Genomic DNA, 15672 nt, shown 5'->3' with positions numbered 1-15672 from the left:
GTGGCACAACTTCAACCATTCACTGGCCAGCTCGACCCGTCGCCAGCACCAGCGGCGCCCGCGCTGCAGCCCTTCACCGGGCAGCTTGATGCTGCGACCCCCGCGGCCCCAACGGTGAATCCCGTGGCGGGCTTCGTGGCCGGGCTCGGCCGCGGCGCCAAGGACGTGATCGACACTGGCGCGCAGCTGCTGGCCAGCGGCTTCGACAAGGTCGCCGGCACCAAGGAAGGCGAGCGCGTCGCCGCGATGAACAAGGTCGGCACCGACCAGTTCAAGCAGGAGTTCGGTGGCAGCACCGCAGCGGATGTCGGCCGTGTCGGCGGACAGGTCCTGGCGACGCTGCCGGTGGGTGGCGCCGTTGGTGCTGGTGTTCGGGCTCTAGGAGCAGCCGGTGGCGTGGCGCCCAGCGTGCTGGTGCCACTGGGCGAGGCCATCACCTCCGGAGGCCTCAGCGCGCAAGGTGCTGGATTGGGTATCCGGTCTGCCGGTGGTGCGATCTCCGGGGGTCTTTCCGCTGGGCTCGCAGATCCCGAGCAAGCTGGGACAGGCGCTTTTGTCGGTGCAGCGCTGCCGGGTGTTGTGCGTGGTCTCGGTGTGGCCGGCCAAGCCATCGGCAGGACGCTGCGCGGCCCAGAGGTCCCGCTGGGCGTACGCCAAGCCGGGCAGGCGGCGCTGGATGCTGGCTTCACGTTGCCGCCCTCGCAGGTCAACCCTACCGTACTCAATCAAGCACTGGAAGGAGTGGGAGGAAAAATTAAGACCGCGCAGCAAGCGAGCATTCGCAATCAGGACGATGTCAACGAGCTGGTGCGCCGTGAGTTGAAGCTAGGCCCTGGCGAGCAGCTGACCCCGGACCTACTGAACGGGATTCGGCAGCGTGCAGGCGCAGCCTACGACGCGGTGGGTAGCACAGGCACCATCACGCCGACAGCGGCCTACACACGCGCGCTGGACAACATCACGGCGCCATATCGGCGCGCGGCACAGGGCTTTCCAGACGCGGCGCCCAATCCAGTCATCGCGCAGATCGACGCCTTGCGCTCCGGCCAGTTCGAGGCGCGCAGCGCGATCGACAAAATCCGCGAGCTGCGCGAGATGGCAGATGCGGCCTATCGTCGCGGCGAGAAGGATGCCGGCCGCGCCTTCAAGAGCGGCGCCACGGCGTTGGAAAACGCGATCGAGCAGCACCTCGCCACGAATGGGTTTCCGCTGGCGATGCTCGATGACTTCCGAAATGCTCGTCAGACCATCGCCAAGACCTACACGATCGAGCGGGCGCTGAATCCGACCACTGGCAGCGTATCGGCAAGCAATTTGGCGGCGCAATTGGCACGCGGAAAGCCGCTCTCTGGCAATTTGGAGACGATTGCGCGTGCCGCGCAGGCCTTCCCCAAGGCGTTTCAGGATCCCGCGAAGATCGGGAGTGTGACGGCGTTCAGTCCGCTGGACGTAGCCTCGACCGTTCTCGCCGGCGCTGCTGGCGCTGGCCTTGCCTCGCTCGGCTTGCCAGTGGCCCGCATGGGGGCCCGCGCTGCAGCTTTATCGGGTCCAATTCAGCGCGCGCTTGCTGCGGCCCCAGCAGCTTCGACTCAGCCCGCGCTCGGCGTCACTGCTGCCCGTCTTGCGATTGGTCGCGGCGCACCGGTCGCCCTCTCAAATCGCGACCAGTGAGCCCGCAGTAGATGCCCCATACCAGCGCGGCCAAGCCGATGACAACGAGCTTGCCGATCTGGTAGGCGGTGAAGGTCATAGCCGGAATGTAGCAGGGCTTCACTCAGCGGGCGCTTTCGGACCTTCTCGCTCGGATTACTTGGCAGCAGGAGGTGTCCAACCGTTGCGCTCAGCTAGAACTTGCCATTCCGGCTTCTTGATTGCGATCATCCGCTTGCATGTCGTAAAAAGTTTTTCTATTTTTCCTGCTTGCGTACTGCCAATTAGCTTATCTGGCCGAATCAGTGCGAGCGGTTGACTCTTAATTTTTATATTTTGGTAGAGCGCCGAAGTTTCGTATATTGCTCCGTCGATCAATGCAATAAGATTGGTGTCCTCTGATTGCTTTCGAATTGCTCCCAGAACTTTTAGATGTGTGGCGAGCGTCTTCGTGTCGGTGAGACTGTCATTGATTTGTGTGTAAATTGTCTCCATCTTAATTCCTGAGTTAGTGGTTAAAAAAAAGGCGCAAGAGCATTGCCCTTGCGCCTTGACGTTTACGCATATTGCGATTTAGGCGATAGCAAACTCCAAGCGCTTGCCAAGTGCCTGTAGTGCCTGCTGCACGGCATCAACCTTCGTTGTGTGCCGAAGATCCGTCAGCCGATTCACTTCCTGTGCGCTCGTGTGCAATTTGCGCGCGAGATCTGAGGGTCGAATCTTCTGACGAATCATTTCATTTAGCAAAAGCACCTTGGCACACAAGCTAGCCGGCAACTCAATTGCATCTTTGCCTTTGGCAATTCGACTTGGGCTTGGTACTTCTCGCTTATCTTCAAAATAGAAGTCAAGCGCAGAGATAAGTGCATCACGTGCCATTTCGAGTGCTTCTTCCCGAGTCGCTCCGGCCGTTAATGCTTCCGGGATATCTGGGAACGAGGCCATATAGCCGTCCCCATCCTTTCTTACATCGACTTGATACCGCATGAGAGCCTTCCTAAAATTGGATAATCCTGAAGCTGTCGGGACGGCCCCTCTCGGGGCCTCCCTCCTTACAAACCAAGCTGCTTTAAGATCGCTTTCCGGAGACCTTCGCCTAACTCGCTGGCGGGGTGTCTGGGCAGCGTCGATTGCTTGCCGTTCAAGTAGACCTTCAAGTGCTTTTTGCCCTGCTTGAATGTCGCACCTTGCTCAGCGAGCTTCCGCTTGAACTCGCTCTGCTTCATGGATCCTCCATGTGTTGAACATGGAGAGAGTATAAACAAATTTGTTGATTATGCGCAAGTGGAAAATCAACAAAAATGTTGATTAATTTCCTGAGGAAGGCCGCTGTGCCTTGCGCCACTCCCACGGCGCCATCGCGCGCTTGTCGCCCCAGAGGCCGGCGCCTTTCGCTGCTGCCTCCTTCTCGGCGAACTCGTACTGTCCACGCTCCTCCGCGGTCTGCTCGCGCGCGTAGTCCCGATACCACCAGGCCATGCCGAGCGTGATCATGGCCAGGCCAGCGTCCAAGGTCTTTGGGCCGCTGGGCGCTGAGTTCGGTGCGACGTGGACACGGCAGACGCTGCGGCCGTAGCGGTCGGTCTTGCGGCAGTCGAGGTCAACCTCCTTCATGTAGACGAGATCGGACATCGCTTCCTTCGCGCGCTGGCCGAAGGGCTGCTTCTTCTCTGGCGCGTCGATCGCGTTGAAGCGGACCTTGACCTGCTCATAGGCGCCGGCGGTGCCGCAGCGCGCGGTGAGGGTGTCGCCGTCGCTGACACCGACCACGAGGCAGGTGCGCACATCGGCCGCGGCGATCAGGGGAAGGGCGAGCAGAGCGCCCAGCACCAGGAAGCGGCCGGCCTTCACTGCAGCGCCACCTCAGTGCCGTCGGAGGCCACCATCACGCCCGGCGAGGCCTCGTCGATCTCGATAGGCACGCCCATGTGCTTCCTCGGGATCGTGTCGGCCCGTGCTTGCAAGTCCGTCATCCAGCTCAAGCATCTGAGGTATTCATCGCGCAGTGCAGGCGACAGCACGAACTTCTTCGGATACGCGTTTTCGTTCGCCTTCCAGTGGGCGGTTAGCTTCTCGGTCATCTGCAGGTAGAGCGTGGTCATCCTGGCATTGTCGCGGCGCTCGCTGCAGGCAAAAGAAAACCCGCCGAGGCGGGTTGAACTCAACTACGCAAGGCGCCTCCTCGGCGGCTCCAACAGTTGCGCGCCGAAAGCTCCAAGCGCCTTATTTGCAAGCGCCAGCGGCACAGTTCCCTTTTTGGTCTGCCCGAGCATGTAGGCGGGGAACTTCGAAGTAATGTAGGTCTTGGCAAGCCACGCGCGGAAAGATCCGAGTGCCTCTTCTGGATAGCAGTAGGCAGGTTGAGGATTGCTTTTTGCCTGCGGGTAGTACAGCGGATACTCATGGTCGTAGCGAGATCGCGCCCCGTATTTCTCTTCGAGATTGTTCGCTTCCCAGTATTCGCTCCAGGCCCTGCCGACAGAAATGTCGGGGACTACCCTGTCGCTGATGAAAATCCCCGCGCGAATCATCGGCACAAGCATGATCGCAATTTCTGCAAAGACGCTGAAGTGCCCATCGGGGACCGAGGTCGCCGTCATGTCGACACGATCGTGAAAGTGTCGCCAGCTATCGAGGACCTTGCGTTCTGGCGAATATCCCAGGGCGTCGTAGATGAATCGCCGTAGGCCGAAGGACGCGAACTTGCGGTAGTTTTCGATCGCTGTGCTGCTGTCCCCTTTGGACTCGAATGCGTAGTACTCCAGGAACGCCATGCACACTACGTCAGGGTATGCGTAGTGGATCGAGCCTGCCTGCACAGTTTCGACATGCAACGTTGGCTCGTTGAATCCGTGGTCGCTGAGGTACTGTTTGAAGAACGAAATTCGATCCTTGCCGATGACGTCGTCGTCGAAGTGATCTTCCCATTCCTTCGTGATGGTCTGAATCAGACTTCGCGCAGCCCCCGTCACCACCGAAAGGCCGCGTTGCGTCAGGTAGGGCATGCCGTTCTCTAGAACACCCATTTCCACGCCGTTGACATCCTTCTGCACCTCGATGCCGAGGTCCAGAGGGAGCTGCTTTTTGCTGGCCTGCTCGGCGGGCAAAAGCGCGCTTAAGTTGTTGTTTTTGCTGGTATTTTGGGTGGCCTGCTGAAGTCGTTTTCGCGGGGTCCTCTTTGGCGCTGATGCGATGGAGGCACTGCCGGCTGCGACGGCAGAAGATGTTGTCCGAACACTTGGCTTTGGCATAGGGGATAGCTCCTTTGGTGCCGTGCCTTGGTGACCGTTGTTACGATTTCGCCCTTGTTTTCCATTCGAGCGCGCCCGTACAATCACCTCAGCTGTTACAAGTTCCGGGATCGGTCCGCCAAGACATAAAGATCCCGGGATGAAGCGACCACCGACCCTGAGGGGTCGGTTTTTTTTGGCCGTTTGAATCCTGGAAGCTGGTTATGCGTCAGAAGGTTTCGGGTCGCATGATAAGTCGGAAGTTGAACTGCGCAATTGGATAAATCTGTGGATAACTTGTGATTTGTTTTGTTGATAAGTTTGCTAAGTTCGCCAACCGTGGCGGATTTTGTAAATCCATGGGTTTTGGTGCAATGCTTGGGCATGCTGTATAGATTTTCAATCTGTACGAAAAAACAGTAGACGAAAAAAAGCCCGCAGTCAGCGGGCAGTGATGTTGACTCTTCGAGCTTCGCCTAGGAGCGCCGGATTTCGACCGGCCCAATGCCGCTGTAGACCGTGGTGCCATCCTTCAGCGACGTGACCGTCCAGCGCTCGGCGCCGTGCCCGGGCGTGACCTTGTAGTCGCCCGGCGCCAGCGGAAGAGGGCGTTCTTCTCGGGCCGTGCTGCTGTACCAGGCTGGCGTGTAGAGAGTGGTCGATTCGGTGGGGAATATGTCAGCTTGGCTCATGGTCTGATTGTCGCGGCGTCGGAAGGAGGCCAGGGAGGTCGTACATCTCGGCGCGGATGTGGTCCCCTGCGTTTCGATCCCAGTCGCCGTACTGGTCTCCGATCCGAGCGCATCGCGCGGTGACGAGCTCGGCAAACTCGACCAGTGATTCTCGGATGGGTTCGTTTGGTTCGAGCTCGCCGACGCTTCGAGCCATCTGCTCGAACTCGTCCCGAATGCTCATGGCAGCTTGCCTTCTTCCCTCAAACGCCTGTCGAATTCCTGGATATGCCTGCCGATCTCGTTTTCGGTCATGGCGCGGGTGTTCAGGCCATAGCCATTGGTGCGCCCGGCACTCGCTATTTCCTCAGGAGTGGATGGCAGCCGCCGGACCTCGCGCGTGGCGAGAATTGGAGTTGCGCCAGGATAGACCTTGGCGGCGTACTCAGCGTCCATCTTGAACGATGACCTGTGGGGCTTCTTCTTCCAGATGCTTGGCGGCAGCATGAAGTAGAAGTACTCGACGTCTTTCATGGCGACCAGCCGCGCTCAAAACGGCACCGGGCCGTACAGCCCACGGATGTGATCGCCAGCGCTGCCTTCACGGGGATCGCGGAAGCGATCCACCGCGCCGGCACAAAGCGTGGCCACGCCATAGGCGAACTCCAGTGCCGCCTTCGGCAGCGGCTGACCGGATTTCGTGAGGCCGAACATGACGGCCAGCTCCTGGAATTTCTCCTCTGCGCGGGCGGCAGCGGAATCGGCACCTGTGCAGGCGTTGTAGTGCTGGCGTGCCACCTCTTCCGGTGGGCGGTGGCCGACCACATGCTGCAGAGCCATGCCGTCCATGGTCGTGATTTCCACGTCGAATCGGCCTTGGGCGAGGTCACCCCATTCGTTGACGTAGCGGTTGATCCAGTCCCGCTCCCGCAAGCGCTTGGAGGAGGGGGCGACAGCCGCAAACTCAGGCTCTCGGTCGGCAGCAGATAGGGGAGAAGGGAGGGGCGAGGCTTCCATAATGGGACTCCGAGTGGCTGTATGAAAATACAGTATCTGCCTCGGGTATCTGGCCGTCAATCGGGTTCCTGAGGGCAGAATGTGGGCATGGATCACCTCCGCCAGATCGCCCTGACAGTTGATGAGCAGGAGCCTGGGCACTTCTACTGGTTGCTGATCGAGGCCAAGGACGACGCGCGGGTGTACGGTGAATTCATGGCCGGGCCGAACGCCTATGGCACCTACATGGAAGCGCTGGAGGCCGGCTTTGCCGAACTGCGGCGCATGGTCAACTGGCGAAACGGATTGAGGGGCTGATCGTGTGCACGAGGTACATCTCTCCCGAAGCCCGCGAAATCGAGGCGGCCTGGTACATCGGCGCACGCACTGCCGAGCGGTGGCTGCGCAGCATGAACCCCCTTTACAAGGGCCCGTTCATGCGCCGCGCGCTAGATGTCACCGACTACGAGCGCGAGCTGGTGGTGGGGCAGTGGGGAATGATCCCGCCCTGGTCGACCTCGAACATCCCGCAGACGAAGCCGCGCAAGGGCGAGATTAAGGGCAAGCGCCTGAGCACCGTCAACTCGCGCACCGATCGGATGGAGAAGTCGCCGACCTACAGCAATGCCTGGAAGAAGAGCCAGCGCTGCATCATCCCGGCCAGCAGCTTCGATGAGCCGAACTGGGAGTCCGGGAAGAATCAGTGGTGGCGCTTCAAGCGCGCGGACGGCAGGCCCTGGGGCATCGCAGGCCTGTGGGACACCTGGACGGACATCAAGACCGGCGAGGTCTGGGACAGCTACACCATGCTGACCATCAACGCGAATCTGCACCCGCTGATGTCGCGCATGCACAAGATTGAGATCGACCGGGCGACCGGGCTGGAGATCTTCGACAAGCGCTCAGTGGTGCCGCTCGAGGAGCACGACTTCGACCGCTGGTTGACCTGCACCGTGGAAGAGGCGCGCGACATGCTGATGCTGCCGTCCGTGAACGTGATCGACGCCGGCCCGGCGGTTGATGATGCGGCGCCCGCGGCCGAAGAAGAGCCCGCCGAGGCCTGATCTACTCGACCTCGGGGCCGAACCGCGCGCGCACGTAGGCCCGCATTGCGGCGATGAGCGGCGTCGGCCCCTCCATCCATGCTCCGTTGGAGTTGCTGGCACGGTTCGGCAGGCGGCCAGTGGACACTGCGCACCAGGTGCCGCCCTTGGCCGGCATCGGCGCGACCTGGATGCCCTCGCGGTCGATGATGGGGCCGCCCTGGGACCAGTTCGTGGACGGCATGAACTTCAACTGGGTGTCGACGCTGGCCTCGACACCCTCGGCCTTGGCGACCCAGAAATCGAGCTGCGAGCCGGCGAGGTCTGAGACTTTCATGGTCGATTTCTTGTGAAGCGTGAAGCTCGTCTAAGGGAGGGGCGAGAACACTGGATATGCGACGCGTCGCATAAGCGGTCACATTGGGTACCGAAATGAAAAACGCCCGCTACCTTTTAGATAGCGGGCGGTTCAGCATTTCTGCGGGTGTTGGTGGTGGGCCCTGAGTGACTCGAACACTCGACCTACGGATTAAGAGTCCGCTGCTCTACCAACTGAGCTAAGAGCCCTTGCTTTGAAAACGTTCAGTGTTTTCTGGCAAGACCACGAGTATATCCCAGATTTCGCACTCGTCCAAAAAATTTGTGACGTGCAGCGTTAGGATTCGTCATCACCGATGGGGCAGGGCCCCTCAACCAGGAGAACTTCGATGAGCGACGCCGGCACCACGCCCCATGTCTTGATCACCGGCGCCGCAGGCGCACTGGGCCGCGCGGTGGCCCAGCACTTCATCGACCAGGGCGCGCGCCTTGCGTTGGTCGACCATCACGCGGGTCGCCTGGCCGAAGTTTTCCCGGGGCTCGACAACTCGCAGCACCTCCTGCTTTCGGGCGACGTGACTTCCACGACCGAGATGGCGGCTCTTGCGGAGCAGACGCTCAAGTCCTTCGGCCGCATCGACACCCTGGTGCACATCGCGGGTGGCTTCGAGATGGGCGAGGCGACGCATGCGCTCACGCGTGCAAGCTGGGACCGGATGATGAATCTCAACGCCTGGTCGTTCGTCGCGGTGACGCAGGCGGTGCTGCCCTCGATGATCGAGCGGCGTTCCGGCCGCGTCATCGCCGTCACGGCGAAGGCCGCGGCGCGCGGCGTGCCTGCCATGGCCGCCTACATCGCGTCGAAGAGCGCGCTGCAGCGCCTGGTGGAAGCCATGGCGGCCGAGGCGGCACCGCATGGCGTCAACATCAACAGCGTGGCTCCGAGCGTGCTCGACACGCCCGCCAACCGGCAGGCGATGCCCGATGCGAACCCCGCCGACTGGGTGTCCACCTCGGTCGCCGCGCAGACCATTGCGTTCCTCGCGTCGCCGGCCGCCGCCGCTCTGCACGGGCAGCATCTGACGCTCGATACCTGAGCGAAAAAAGAAAAGGCCCTGGCGGATGCCAAGGCCTTTTCCATGTCGGTTGGTGGAGAGGAGGAGGATCGAACTCCCGACCTCCGCATTGCGAACGCGGCGCTCTCCCAGCTGAGCTACCCCCCCAACGCAAGGCGAAGTTTAACCAAAACTCCCTTCCGGCGCATGTCTGCGTGTCAAGATGCGCCCCTTGCGAAACACGGAGCAAGATCGCATGGCCTCGTTCGATCCCGCCTGGCTGGAAGGCATGTACAACAACCTCGCGCGGGTCAGGAACCACCCCGCGTATTTCGAGCGCTGGGCGAAGGAATCGGCCGCGGTGCGCGAAGCTCTTCCGGCCCGCATCGACGTGCCCTACGGCCTGGGCGTGAACGAGACGCTCGACATCTTTCCCGCCCCGGTGCCAGATGCGCCGGTGCTGGTCTTCATCCACGGCGGCTACTGGCGCGCGATGGACAAGAAAGACCATTCCTTCATCGCCCCCGCCTTCAATGATCGCGGTATCTGCGTGGTCCAGCCCAACTACGCGCTTTGTCCCGGCACGCTGGAGCGGCCCGTCACGGTGCCGGGCATCCTGCTGCAGATGGTGCGCGCGCTCGAATGGACGTGGCGCCACATCGCTGATCACGGCGGAGATCCGACGCGGATCACCGTCGCCGGCCACTCGGCCGGAGGACACATGGCGGCGGCGCTGCTGGCCTGCGACTGGAAGGCAGTCGCGCCCGACCTCCCCGCGCACCTGGTGCGCAACGCGCTGTCGATCTCGGGCCTCTACGATCTGCGCCCGCTGCAGCGCACGCCGTTTCTGGAAAACACGCTGAAGCTGACCGACGCCGACGTCCTGCGCGCCAGCCCCGCCTTGTGGCCGGCGCCGAGGCGCGGCCAGTTGTACGCGGTCGCGGGCGGCAGTGAAAGCGAAGAATTCATCCGCCACAACGCCATGATCCGCGACGCGTGGGGCCGCAACACCGTGCCGGTGTGCGAGGTGCTTCCAGGGCTCAACCACTTCGACGTGGTGGACGCGCTCGCCGATCCGGCGCATGCGTTGCACCGGCATGCGGTGCAGCTCCTGGAAGCCTGAGGGCAACTACATCAGCAGGTGCTCGCCGGCGTTGTCGCCGCCGAGTGTCACGTAGTTGACCTTGCGGATGTCCATCAGCGCGCGGCCGCCCGCGTAGCTGATCGAACTCTGCACGTCCTGCTCCATCTCGACCAGCGTGTCGGCCAGCTTGCCCTTGATGGGCTCGAGAATGCGCTTGCCCTCGACGTGCTTGTACTCGCCCTTGTTGAAGTCGCTGGCGGAGCCGTAGTACTCCTTGAACAGCTTGCCATCGACCTCGACGGTCTTGCCGGGCGACTCCTCGTGCCCGGCGAACAGCGAGCCGATCATCACCATCGACGCGCCGAAGCGCACGCTCTTGGCGATGTCGCCGTGGTCGCGGATGCCGCCGTCGGCAATGATCGGCTTGGTCGCCACGCGCGCGCACCACTTCAGCGCCGACAGCTGCCAGCCGCCCGTGCCGAAGCCGGTCTTGAGCTTGGTGATGCAGACCTTGCCCGGGCCGATGCCGACCTTGGTCGCGTCGGCGCCCCAGTTCTCGAGGTCGATCACCGCTTCGGGCGTGCCGACGTTGCCGGCGATCACGAAGGTCTTCGGCAGCTTCTGCTTGAGGTAGCCGATCATGTTCTTCACGCTGTCGGCGTGGCCGTGCGCGATGTCGATCGTCACGTACTCGGGCACGAGGCCCTGGGCCACCAGCTGGTCGACGGTGTCGTAGTCGGCCTTCTTCACGCCCAGCGAGATGGAGGCGAACACGCCCTTGCCCTGCATGTCCTTGACGAACTTGACGTTGTCGAGGTCGAAGCGGTGCATCACGTAGAAGTAGCCGTTCTGCGCCAGCCACAGGCAGATCGACTCGTCGACCACCGTCTTCATGTTGGCGGGAACCACCGGCAGGCGGAAGCAGCGCTCGCCCAGCGTGACGCTGGTGTCGCACTCGGAGCGGCTCTCCACGCGGCACTTGCGCGGGAGGAGGAGGATGTTGTCGTAATCGAAAATCTGCATGACCAGGCTCCTGGAAGGAATCGTTGAAAGAAACGAATGAGCGCTTGGTCCGGCCGGCTTCTGCGGTGCATTTCGCAAAGTTTCGCAAAGGAAACGCCCACAAAAAACCGGGCGCAAGAAACTTGGGCCCGGTGATTGATTTTACGCGGACTCACGAAGGCAGGTCTTCCGCTTCTTCATATAACCCGCATACGCCGTGGTTTCTACAATCGGAGGATGTTGTTTAACGATCCTGCGGCCGACGCCCACCCTCCAGCGCTGCCGCTGCTCCAGAATCTGAACGCGGAGCAACTCGCCGCGGTCACGTTGCCCGAAGGCAACGCTCTCATCCTGGCAGGCGCCGGCTCCGGCAAGACGCGCGTGCTCACCACCCGCATCGCCTGGCTGCTGCAGACGGGCCAGGTCTCCGCCGGCGGCATCCTCGCCGTGACCTTCACGAACAAGGCCGCCAAGGAAATGATGACGCGCCTGACGGCCATGCTGCCCGTCAACGTGCGCGGCATGTGGATCGGCACCTTCCACGGCCTGTGCAACCGCCTGCTGCGGGCGCACTGGAAGCTGGCCAACCTGCCTTCCACCTTCCAGATCCTCGACACGCAGGACCAGCTCTCGGCCATCAAGCGTCTGATGAAGCAGTTCAACGTCGACGACGAGCGCTTTCCCGCCAAGCAGACCCAGTGGTTCATCGCCGGCGCCAAGGAGGACGGCCTGCGCCCCGACGCCATCGAGATGCGCAGCGACGACGACCGCAAGAAGGTCGAGCTCTACCGCCTGTACGAGGAGCAGTGCCAGCGCGAAGGCGTGGTCGATTTCGGCGAGCTCATGCTGCGCAGCTACGAACTGCTGCGCGACAACGAACCCGTGCGCGAGCACTACCAGCGGCGCTTCCGCCACATCCTGATCGACGAGTTCCAGGACACCAACCGCCTGCAGTACGCCTGGATCAAGATGCTCGCGGGCAATACCGTCGAAGGCCGTTTCGTGCCCGGCCAGCACAACAGCGTGATCGCAGTGGGCGACGACGACCAGAGCATCTACGCCTTCCGCGGCGCGCGCGTGGGCAACATGACCGACTTCGTGCGCGAGTTCGACGTGCGCCACCAGATCAAGCTGGAGCAGAACTACCGCAGCTACAGCAACATTCTCGACTCGGCCAACGAGCTCATCGGCCACAACAAGAAGCGCCTGGGCAAGAACCTGCGCACCGACCAGGGCCCCGGCGAGCCCGTGCGCGTGTACGAGTCGCCTACCGACCTCGCCGAGGCGCAATGGATGGTCGAGGAAATGCGCCAGCTCGTGCGCGACGGCTACGAGCGCAAGGAAATGGCCGTGCTCTACCGCAGCAACGCGCAGAGCCGTGTGATCGAAACAGCGCTCTTCAATGCCTCCGTGCCGTACCGCGTGTACGGCGGCCTGCGCTTCTTCGAGCGCGCCGAAATCAAGCATGCGCTGGCCTATTTACGCTTGCTGGAGAACAAGGACGACGACACCAGCTTCCTGCGCGTCGTGAACTTCCCGCCGCGCGGCATCGGCGCGCGCACGCTCGAGACGCTGCAGGACGCGGCGCGTGCTGTCGGCCGTTCGCTGCACGACGCGGTGAGCGTGGTCGGCGGCAAGGCGGGCGCCAACCTCACCGGCTTCGTCGCCAAGATCGACGTGCTGCGTGAGCAGACGCAGGGCGTGAGCCTGCGCGAGATCATCGAACTGGTGCTCGACCACAGCGGTCTCGTCGAGCATTACAAGGCCGACCGCGAAGGCGCCGACCGCATCGAGAACCTGGACGAACTGGTGAACGCGGCCGAGAGCTTCGTCACGCAGGAGGGCTTCGGCCGCGACGCCGTGGCGTTGCCGGTCGACGAACTGCGCCAGTCGCCCGCCAGCCAGGGCCTGGATCCGAACCGCCCGGTGCTCGACGAACCGCTCGCGCCCGACGCAGAAACGGGCGAAACGCTGAGCCCGCTGGCAGCCTTCCTCACGCACGCCGCGCTCGAATCCGGCGACAACCAGGCGCAGGCGGGGCAGGACGCGGTGCAACTCATGACCGTGCACGCCGCCAAGGGCCTGGAGTTCGACTGCGTGTTCATCACCGGCATGGAAGAGGGCCTGTTCCCGCACGAAAACTCGATGAGCGACTTCGAGAGCCTCGAGGAAGAGCGCCGCCTGATGTACGTGGCGATCACGCGAGCCCGCAAGCGCCTGTACCTGAGCCACTCGCAGACCCGCATGCTGCACGGCCAGACCCGCTACAACGTCAAGAGCCGCTTCTTCGACGAGCTGCCCGAAGGCGCCCTCAAGTGGCTCACGCCCAAGAACCAGGGATTCGCGCCCTCGGCCTTCGGCTACGGCGGCGGCTACGGAAGCACGCGCGGCGGCGCCGGCGGCTACGGCGGCGGCTATGGCGGCGGTTCAGGAGGCGGAAGCAGCCGCGGCGACAAGGACACCTTCGCCAGCCCGCCAGTTCCGCCGCAGAAGGCCGCGCCCTCGCATGGCCTGCGTTCGGGCATGCAGGTGTTCCACAACAAGTTCGGCGAAGGCACGGTGACCGCTCTGGAGGGCACCGGGGACGATGCGCGCGCGCAGGTCAAGTTCGCGCGTCATGGCGTGAAGTGGCTGGCGCTGTCGGTGGCCAAGCTCACGCCGATCTGATCCGGCGCCCGGCGGGCGCCTGCCGCGTCGGCGGACCTCAGTCGGGATTGAAGGTGTCGCGGAAGGTGAACCAGTTCGACGCCTGCGTCATCGCCGCGAGCGTCAGCACCGTGCCGAGCATCAGGAGGTTGCCGGCGGTCATCGCGCCGCTGCCCGAGCCCAGCGAGCCCACGCCGATCACGATGGTGCCCACCAGCGCCGCCGCCAGCAGGCCGAGCAGCAGCACGCCGCACCACGCCAGCCAGTACAGCGCGTAGGCGCCGAAGTTGCGGAACATCGCGACCAGGCTGAAGAAGATGCTCTTCACCGGCTCCACGCGATGCCAGTGAACCAGCGCGGGAGCGTGCCAGATGGCCGCGATCAGCGGCAGCGTCAGGCACATCTGCAGCAGGTTGGCCACCTGGAACCGGCTGCTCTCCATCACCTCCTTGGCGGGAGCCTCGCCGGCGAAGTAGCTTCGCATGAACTGGCCGCCATCGACGACCGCGGTCACGAATACCGTCAGCAGGCAGTACACCGCCGAGATCACGCCCAGCACAGCCAGCGAGCGCCATTCCGTCCGCATGGCCTGCGCCACCGACAGGAACATGAGCGCGCCGGTGGGCTTCCTTGGGCCGGCCGTGCCGTCATCCGCCGCGGCCTTGTCGCTGGCGGAGGCATCGGCCACCGAAGCCGCGACCATGAAGCCCAGCGTGGAGAAGGGCAGGAGCACGAACGGAAGGAACCTGCCGATCACCGGCAGCAGCGAGATCGTCGAGATCAGCGCCATGAACAGCATGAACAGCGACACGAAGGCCAGCGGCTGCCGCCAGAAGTTCCTGAGCCCGAGTCGGACCCATTCCACACCGGTTCGCGCCGGCACGAGATTGAGTTTCATGTGTGAAGGTCAGGCAGCCAGCAGCGGCTCGAGGGCCTGCGCCATGGCATGCGGATGGGTGGCGCGGTCGCGCAGCACGCGCTCGAAATGCGTGGGGTCATGGGGCTTGAGCATGCTCGCCTCGCGCGGCAGATGGAAGTCCCAGAGGCGGGAAATCCAGAAGCGCAGCGCGGCGGCGCGCAGCATCGCGGGCAGCAGGGCACGCTCGGCCGCGTTCAGCGCGCGCACGGATTCGTAGGCCGACAGCAGCGCGTCGGCGCGCTCGGCGTCGTGGCGGCCGGTCGGCAGGTCGATGGCCCAGTCGTTCAGGCACACGGCCAGATCGAACAGCCAGGTGTCGGTTCCGGCGAAATAGAAGTCGAACACGCCGGTCAGGCGCGGGGCGTCATCGGCTTGGCCGTCGGTCGCGAACATCACGTTGTCGCGGAACATGTCGGCGTGCACCGGGCCGCGCGGCAACGCCGCATAGGCCGACGACTCGGCGACGTGGTTCTGGTAGGCCAGCTCGGCACGCAGCAGGGCGGCCTGATGCTCCTCGATGTACGGCAGCACGACCGGCACAGTCTCGTTCCACCAGGGCAGGCCGCGCAGGTTGGGCTGGATGCGCGGGTAGTCGCGCCCCGCGAGGTGCATGCGCGCCAGCATCGCGCCCAGTTCGGTGCAGTGAGTGGCGGTCGGAGCCAGCTCGCTGCGGCCCGAGAGCTTCTGCACGACGGCGGCCGGCTTGCCGGCGACCAGGTGCAGCAGGTCGCACGCAGCCTCGGCCGGCACCGGCGGCTGCTGGCCCTTGCGGGGCTTGCCGACGGCTTCAGGCTCCGGCCGGGGCAGCGCGACCGGCGCGGGCACCGGCAGGCCGGCGTCCGCCAGGTGCTTCATCAGGCAAAGGTAGTAAGGCAGCTGTTCGGCGCTCAGGCGCTCGAACAGCGTCAGCACGAACTCGCCGGACTCGGTGGTCGCGAAGTAGTTGGTGTTCTCGATGCCGCCCTCGATGCCGCGCAGCTCGCGCAGCGGGCCCAGCCCCAGGCTCTGGACGAGCGCGTCTGCCTCGCCGAAGCCGACTTCGGTAAAAACTGCCATGG

The 15672-nt window shown here is 63.4% G+C and carries 20 protein-coding genes and 2 tRNA genes; 6 read left to right on the top strand and 16 right to left on the bottom strand.

The features are described 5' to 3' along the window. On the top strand, positions 1-1671 hold the full coding sequence (locus QMO14_RS16830; protein ID WP_301508499.1) for a hypothetical protein: 1671 nt from the start codon (positions 1-3) through the stop codon (positions 1669-1671). A gap of 135 nt (positions 1672-1806) precedes the next feature. Here QMO14_RS16830 and QMO14_RS16825 read toward each other — a convergent pair whose 3' ends face one another. The 10 genes from QMO14_RS16825 to QMO14_RS16780 form a co-directional block, all read right to left on the bottom strand. Further along, entirely contained in the window at positions 1807-2145 is a 339-nt protein-coding gene (locus tag QMO14_RS16825; protein WP_301508498.1) for a hypothetical protein, read from the bottom strand. A gap of 78 nt (positions 2146-2223) precedes the next feature. Then, positions 2224-2637: a type II toxin-antitoxin system HicB family antitoxin gene (locus tag QMO14_RS16820; protein WP_301508496.1), complete on the bottom strand. Its 414-nt coding sequence runs from the start codon at positions 2635-2637 to the stop codon at positions 2224-2226. 65 nt (positions 2638-2702) lie between these two features. Then, positions 2703-2876: a type II toxin-antitoxin system HicA family toxin gene (locus tag QMO14_RS16815; protein WP_301508495.1), complete on the bottom strand. Its 174-nt coding sequence runs from the start codon at positions 2874-2876 to the stop codon at positions 2703-2705. Between the two features lie 82 nt (positions 2877-2958). Continuing rightward, positions 2959-3501 (bottom strand): thermonuclease family protein, encoded by a 543-nt coding sequence (locus QMO14_RS16810; RefSeq protein WP_301508494.1) that lies wholly within the window; start codon positions 3499-3501, stop codon positions 2959-2961. Next, on the bottom strand, positions 3498-3752 hold the full coding sequence (locus tag QMO14_RS16805) for a hypothetical protein (protein WP_301508493.1): 255 nt from the start codon (positions 3750-3752) through the stop codon (positions 3498-3500). The genes QMO14_RS16810 and QMO14_RS16805 overlap by 4 nt, the downstream gene beginning before the upstream one ends. 63 nt (positions 3753-3815) lie before the next feature. Then, complete coding sequence (locus QMO14_RS16800; protein WP_301508492.1) at positions 3816-4901, bottom strand: hypothetical protein; 1086 nt, start codon at positions 4899-4901, stop codon at positions 3816-3818. A 455-nt stretch (positions 4902-5356) separates the two neighbouring features. Continuing rightward, positions 5357-5572, bottom strand: a complete 216-nt coding sequence (locus tag QMO14_RS16795; RefSeq protein ID WP_301508491.1) for a hypothetical protein — start codon at positions 5570-5572, stop codon at positions 5357-5359. Beyond that, positions 5559-5795: a hypothetical protein gene (locus QMO14_RS16790; protein WP_301508490.1), complete on the bottom strand. Its 237-nt coding sequence runs from the start codon at positions 5793-5795 to the stop codon at positions 5559-5561. Before QMO14_RS16790 ends, QMO14_RS16795 begins: the two co-directional genes overlap by 14 nt. Continuing rightward, positions 5792-6085 carry a hypothetical protein gene (locus QMO14_RS16785; protein ID WP_301508489.1) on the bottom strand — a complete coding sequence of 98 codons (294 nt, stop codon included), beginning with the start codon at positions 6083-6085 and terminating at the stop codon, positions 5792-5794. The genes QMO14_RS16790 and QMO14_RS16785 overlap by 4 nt, the downstream gene beginning before the upstream one ends. 15 nt (positions 6086-6100) lie before the next feature. After that, the gene (locus tag QMO14_RS16780; RefSeq protein WP_301508488.1) at positions 6101-6568 is read right to left on the bottom strand and encodes a hypothetical protein; all 468 of its coding nucleotides are present in this window, start codon (positions 6566-6568) and stop codon (positions 6101-6103) included. An 87-nt stretch (positions 6569-6655) separates the two neighbouring features. Here QMO14_RS16780 and QMO14_RS16775 point away from each other — a divergent pair, with 87 nt between their 5' ends. Together QMO14_RS16775 and QMO14_RS16770 are read left to right on the top strand one after the other, a co-directional pair. Continuing rightward, positions 6656-6865 (top strand): hypothetical protein, encoded by a 210-nt coding sequence (locus tag QMO14_RS16775; RefSeq protein ID WP_301508487.1) that lies wholly within the window; start codon positions 6656-6658, stop codon positions 6863-6865. 2 nt (positions 6866-6867) lie between these two features. Next, positions 6868-7611: an SOS response-associated peptidase gene (locus QMO14_RS16770; protein ID WP_301508485.1), complete on the top strand. Its 744-nt coding sequence runs from the start codon at positions 6868-6870 to the stop codon at positions 7609-7611. Position 7612: 1 nt separating this feature from the next. On the opposite strand, the gene QMO14_RS16765 is transcribed toward QMO14_RS16770, so the two are convergent. Next, the gene (locus tag QMO14_RS16765; RefSeq protein WP_301508483.1) at positions 7613-7927 is read right to left on the bottom strand and encodes a phage protein NinX family protein; all 315 of its coding nucleotides are present in this window, start codon (positions 7925-7927) and stop codon (positions 7613-7615) included. Positions 7928-8081: 154 nt separating this feature from the next. Next, a tRNA-Lys gene (locus tag QMO14_RS16760) sits at positions 8082-8157 on the bottom strand. Between the two features lie 140 nt (positions 8158-8297). Here QMO14_RS16760 and QMO14_RS16755 point away from each other — a divergent pair. Further along, on the top strand, positions 8298-9005 hold the full coding sequence (locus QMO14_RS16755; RefSeq protein ID WP_301508481.1) for an SDR family NAD(P)-dependent oxidoreductase: 708 nt from the start codon (positions 8298-8300) through the stop codon (positions 9003-9005). A gap of 50 nt (positions 9006-9055) precedes the next feature. On the opposite strand, the gene QMO14_RS16750 is transcribed toward QMO14_RS16755, so the two are convergent. After that, positions 9056-9131, bottom strand: a tRNA-Ala gene (locus tag QMO14_RS16750). 88 nt (positions 9132-9219) lie between these two features. Between QMO14_RS16750 and QMO14_RS16745 the strand changes: the two genes are divergently transcribed. Continuing rightward, on the top strand, positions 9220-10086 hold the full coding sequence (locus QMO14_RS16745) for an alpha/beta hydrolase (RefSeq protein ID WP_301508478.1): 867 nt from the start codon (positions 9220-9222) through the stop codon (positions 10084-10086). Positions 10087-10092: 6 nt separating this feature from the next. Here QMO14_RS16745 and QMO14_RS16740 read toward each other — a convergent pair whose 3' ends face one another. Then, the gene (locus tag QMO14_RS16740; protein WP_301508477.1) at positions 10093-11070 is read right to left on the bottom strand and encodes a GMP reductase; all 978 of its coding nucleotides are present in this window, start codon (positions 11068-11070) and stop codon (positions 10093-10095) included. 216 nt (positions 11071-11286) lie between these two features. Here QMO14_RS16740 and QMO14_RS16735 point away from each other — a divergent pair, with 216 nt between their 5' ends. Further along, entirely contained in the window at positions 11287-13716 is a 2430-nt protein-coding gene (locus QMO14_RS16735; RefSeq protein ID WP_301508476.1) for a UvrD-helicase domain-containing protein, read from the top strand. Positions 13717-13753: 37 nt separating this feature from the next. On the opposite strand, the gene QMO14_RS16730 is transcribed toward QMO14_RS16735, so the two are convergent. Both QMO14_RS16730 and QMO14_RS16725 read right to left on the bottom strand, forming a co-directional pair. Continuing rightward, positions 13754-14593, bottom strand: a complete 840-nt coding sequence (locus QMO14_RS16730; RefSeq protein ID WP_301508475.1) for a BPSS1780 family membrane protein — start codon at positions 14591-14593, stop codon at positions 13754-13756. A gap of 9 nt (positions 14594-14602) precedes the next feature. Beyond that, positions 14603-15670 carry a homoserine kinase gene (locus QMO14_RS16725; protein WP_301508474.1) on the bottom strand — a complete coding sequence of 356 codons (1068 nt, stop codon included), beginning with the start codon at positions 15668-15670 and terminating at the stop codon, positions 14603-14605. Positions 15671-15672: the final 2 nt, after the last annotated feature.

It is taken from the genome of Variovorax sp. CAN15, assembly GCF_030462475.1.
Taxonomy (GTDB): Bacteria; Pseudomonadota; Gammaproteobacteria; order Burkholderiales; family Burkholderiaceae_C; genus Variovorax.
Note: the sequence above shows the minus strand (reverse complement) of the source record. Positions and strands in the feature narration are given on the sequence as shown.